4 protein-coding genes are annotated in these 2,709 nt (G+C 75.5%); 2 read left to right on the top strand and 2 right to left on the bottom strand.

The window, feature by feature from the left end; genetic code table 11:
- Positions 1 to 203 precede the first annotated feature (203 nt).
- On the bottom strand, positions 204 to 989 hold the full coding sequence (map, locus tag CBZ_RS16980; protein ID WP_130782664.1) for a type I methionyl aminopeptidase: 786 nt from the start codon (positions 987 to 989) through the stop codon (positions 204 to 206).
- A 66-nt stretch (positions 990 to 1,055) separates the two neighbouring features.
- Here map and CBZ_RS16975 point away from each other — a divergent pair, with 66 nt between their 5' ends.
- Positions 1,056 to 1,346, top strand: a complete 291-nt coding sequence (locus tag CBZ_RS16975) for a helix-turn-helix domain-containing protein (RefSeq protein ID WP_130782663.1) — start codon at positions 1,056 to 1,058, stop codon at positions 1,344 to 1,346.
- Between the two features lie 5 nt (positions 1,347 to 1,351).
- Here CBZ_RS16975 and CBZ_RS16970 read toward each other — a convergent pair whose 3' ends face one another.
- The gene (locus tag CBZ_RS16970) at positions 1,352 to 2,071 is read right to left on the bottom strand and encodes an MBL fold metallo-hydrolase (protein ID WP_130782662.1); all 720 of its coding nucleotides are present in this window, start codon (positions 2,069 to 2,071) and stop codon (positions 1,352 to 1,354) included.
- Positions 2,072 to 2,153: 82 nt separating this feature from the next.
- Here CBZ_RS16970 and CBZ_RS16965 point away from each other — a divergent pair.
- On the top strand, positions 2,154 to 2,709 hold a 556-nt coding region (locus tag CBZ_RS16965; RefSeq protein ID WP_130782661.1), incomplete at its 3' end, for a TetR/AcrR family transcriptional regulator.

Below are 2,709 nucleotides of genomic sequence, written 5' to 3'. Positions count from 1 at the left end.
CGCGCCGCGCTCCCCCCCCCCGCCCCCGCCGCGCCGCCCGCCGCGCTCGCCCGCCTGCGCGACATCCTGGCGGAGCACCGGACCGCCGACGGCGTCTGGTTCGCGTCGCGGTCGTGGCTGGTCACGGCCCGGCGCCCCTGAGCGCCGCTGCGCACCGCCCGGCCGAGAAGGCCCGCCGCGACCGCGGCCGCGGCGCCGGCCCGTCAGGCGGTGCGCGTCCCGCTCGGCAGCGTGAGGATCTCCGCGCCGTCCTCGGTGATCGCGATGGTGTGCTCGCTGTGCGCGGTGCGGCAGCCGGTCGCGCTGCGCAGCGTCCACCCGTCGTCGCCCATGGCGAGCTCGGCGGTGTCGGTCATGAGCCAGGGCTCGAGCGCGAGCAGCAGCCCGGGGCGCAGCCGGTAGCCGCGGCCGGGGCGTCCGGTGTTCGCGACGTGCGGGTCCTGGTGCATGGTCGAGCCGATGCCGTGCCCGCCGAACTCGGTGTTGACGGGGTAGCCCGCGGCGGTCAAGACGGTGCCGATCGCGTGCGAGAGGTCGCCGACGCGGGCGCCCGGCACGGCGGCGGCGATGCCCGCGCGCAGGGCGCGCTCGGTCGCGTCGATGAGCGCGAGGCTCTCCGCGGGCTGCGAGTCGCCGACGACGAAGCTGATCGCCGAGTCGGCGGCGACTCCTCCGAGCGAGACGGCCAGGTCGAGGGTCAGCAGGTCGCCGTCCACGAGCGCGTAGTCGTGCGGCAGGCCGTGCAGGACGGCGTCGTTGACCGACGTGCAGATGTAGTGGCCGAAGGGACCGCGGCCGAACGACGGCTCGTAGTCGACGTAGCAGGACTGCGCGCCGGCGTCGGCGATCATCGTCGCGGTCCACCGGTCGATGTCGAGGAGGTTCGTGCCGACCGTGGCGCGGGTGCGCAGGGCCTGCAGGATGTCGGCGACGAGCGCGCCGGTCTCCTTGGCACGGGCCAGCTCGGTGGGGCTGAGGATCTCGATCACGCGCGGCGCCCTTCGAACGACCAATAACTATCCCGGCCATACTATCCCGGTATTAGTATCGGTCGCATGGTCCGGCTGCCGCTCACCCCCGCCGAGGTCGCCCGCGGGCAGCGCCTGGGCGCCCTGCTGCGCCGCGCCCGGGGCGAGCGCTCGATCCTCGACGTCGCGCTCGACGCCCGCGTCTCGCCGGAGACCCTCCGCAAGATCGAGACCGGCCGCGTCGCGACCCCCGCCTTCCCCACCATCGCGGCGATCGCCGACGTCCTGGGGCTGTCGCTCGACGCCGTGTGGGCCGAGGTCAGCGGGACCGAGGTCGAGCGGGCGGCACGCGACCGCGACGCCCGCTTGGTCTCCTAGGCCCGTCAGCCCGTCGGGGCCGCCGCCCGCACCCGCCGGACCGCCTCCGCGGTCCCGCCGTCCCACGGCGCCCCGTGCCCGGGCAGCACCCAGCGCGCGCCGAGCCCGGCGAGGTGGTCGAGCGAGCGCAGCGCCTCGGCGGCGTCGTCGGTGAACGGCGCGGGTGCCGGGCCCGTCGCCCCCGTGAGGACGTGCCGGGTGGTCAGACCGTCGCCGACGAAGACGGCGTCGACCGCGGGGACATGGACGGCGATGCTGCCCGGCGAGTGCCCGGGCAGGGCGAGCACGCGCGGCGAGCCGGGCAGGTCGAGCACGTCTCCGTCGCCGACCTCGACGACGGTCGCCAGCGGGTGCGTCCGGACGGCGCCCTTGCGCATCCCGTAGACGAGGAAGCCGAGGGTCGGGCCGAGCCGCAGCCGGCCCCAGGCGGGCGACGTCTTCTCCTCGCCGCGGGCGCGGGCGGCGTCGCCGTGGCCGACGAGGACGGGGATGTCGTTGCGCCGGCGCAGCCGCTCGGCGAACCCGATGTGGTCGCTGTCGCCGTGGGTGAGGACGATCCCGCGGATGTCGTCGAGGGAACGCCCGAGGCCGGCGACCTCGGCCTCGAGGTCCTTCCAGTGGCCGGGCAGGCCGGCGTCGACGAGGGTCATGCCGTCGCCGGTGACGACGAGGTAGCAGGCGACCATGTCGTTGCCGACACGGTGCAGGCCGGGTGCGAGCTGCATGGTGGTCTCCCGTCCGGTGTGGTAGCGATGGCTACGCTACGTAGCCAGGATGGCTAATGTCAATAGCCATGAAGGAGCCGAGATGCCCACCCCGGACCGCACCAGCCTGCCGGCGATCGTCGACGCCGCCCGCACGATCGTCGAGCAGAAGGGCGTCGCCGGACTGACGATGCAGGCCGTGGCCGAGCAGGTCGGCGTGCGCGCCCCGTCGCTCTACAAGCGCGTCGACGGGCGTGACGCACTCGTGCGGCTCGTCGTCGAGGCGACGCTCCGCGACCTCGGCGACCGGCTCGCGGCCGTCGAGGACGCGCACGCCGGACGGCCGGACGCCGAGCTGCTCCCCGCGCTGATCCAGGCCTTCCGCGCGTTCGCCCGGACCTACCCCGTCGCCTACGGCATCGCGTTCGGCCCGCTGCCCGCCGCCTCACGCCCCGACCGCGCGGTGCTCACGGCCGCGAGCGCACCCGTCCTGCGGGTGACCGCCGCGCTCGTCGGCGAGGCCGACGCCCTCTCCGCCGCCCGCACCGTGACGGCCTGGGCCAACGGGTTCGTCGCGATGGAGCAGTCGGGCGCCTTCCAGCTCGGCGGCGACGTCGACGCCGCGTTCGACTACGGGATCGCATTGCTGTCGGGCGCCC

The sequence above is a fragment of the Cellulomonas biazotea genome, assembly GCF_004306155.1.
Classification (GTDB): Bacteria; Actinomycetota; Actinomycetes; order Actinomycetales; family Cellulomonadaceae; genus Cellulomonas; species Cellulomonas biazotea.
Note: the sequence above shows the minus strand (reverse complement) of the source record. Positions and strands in the feature narration are given on the sequence as shown.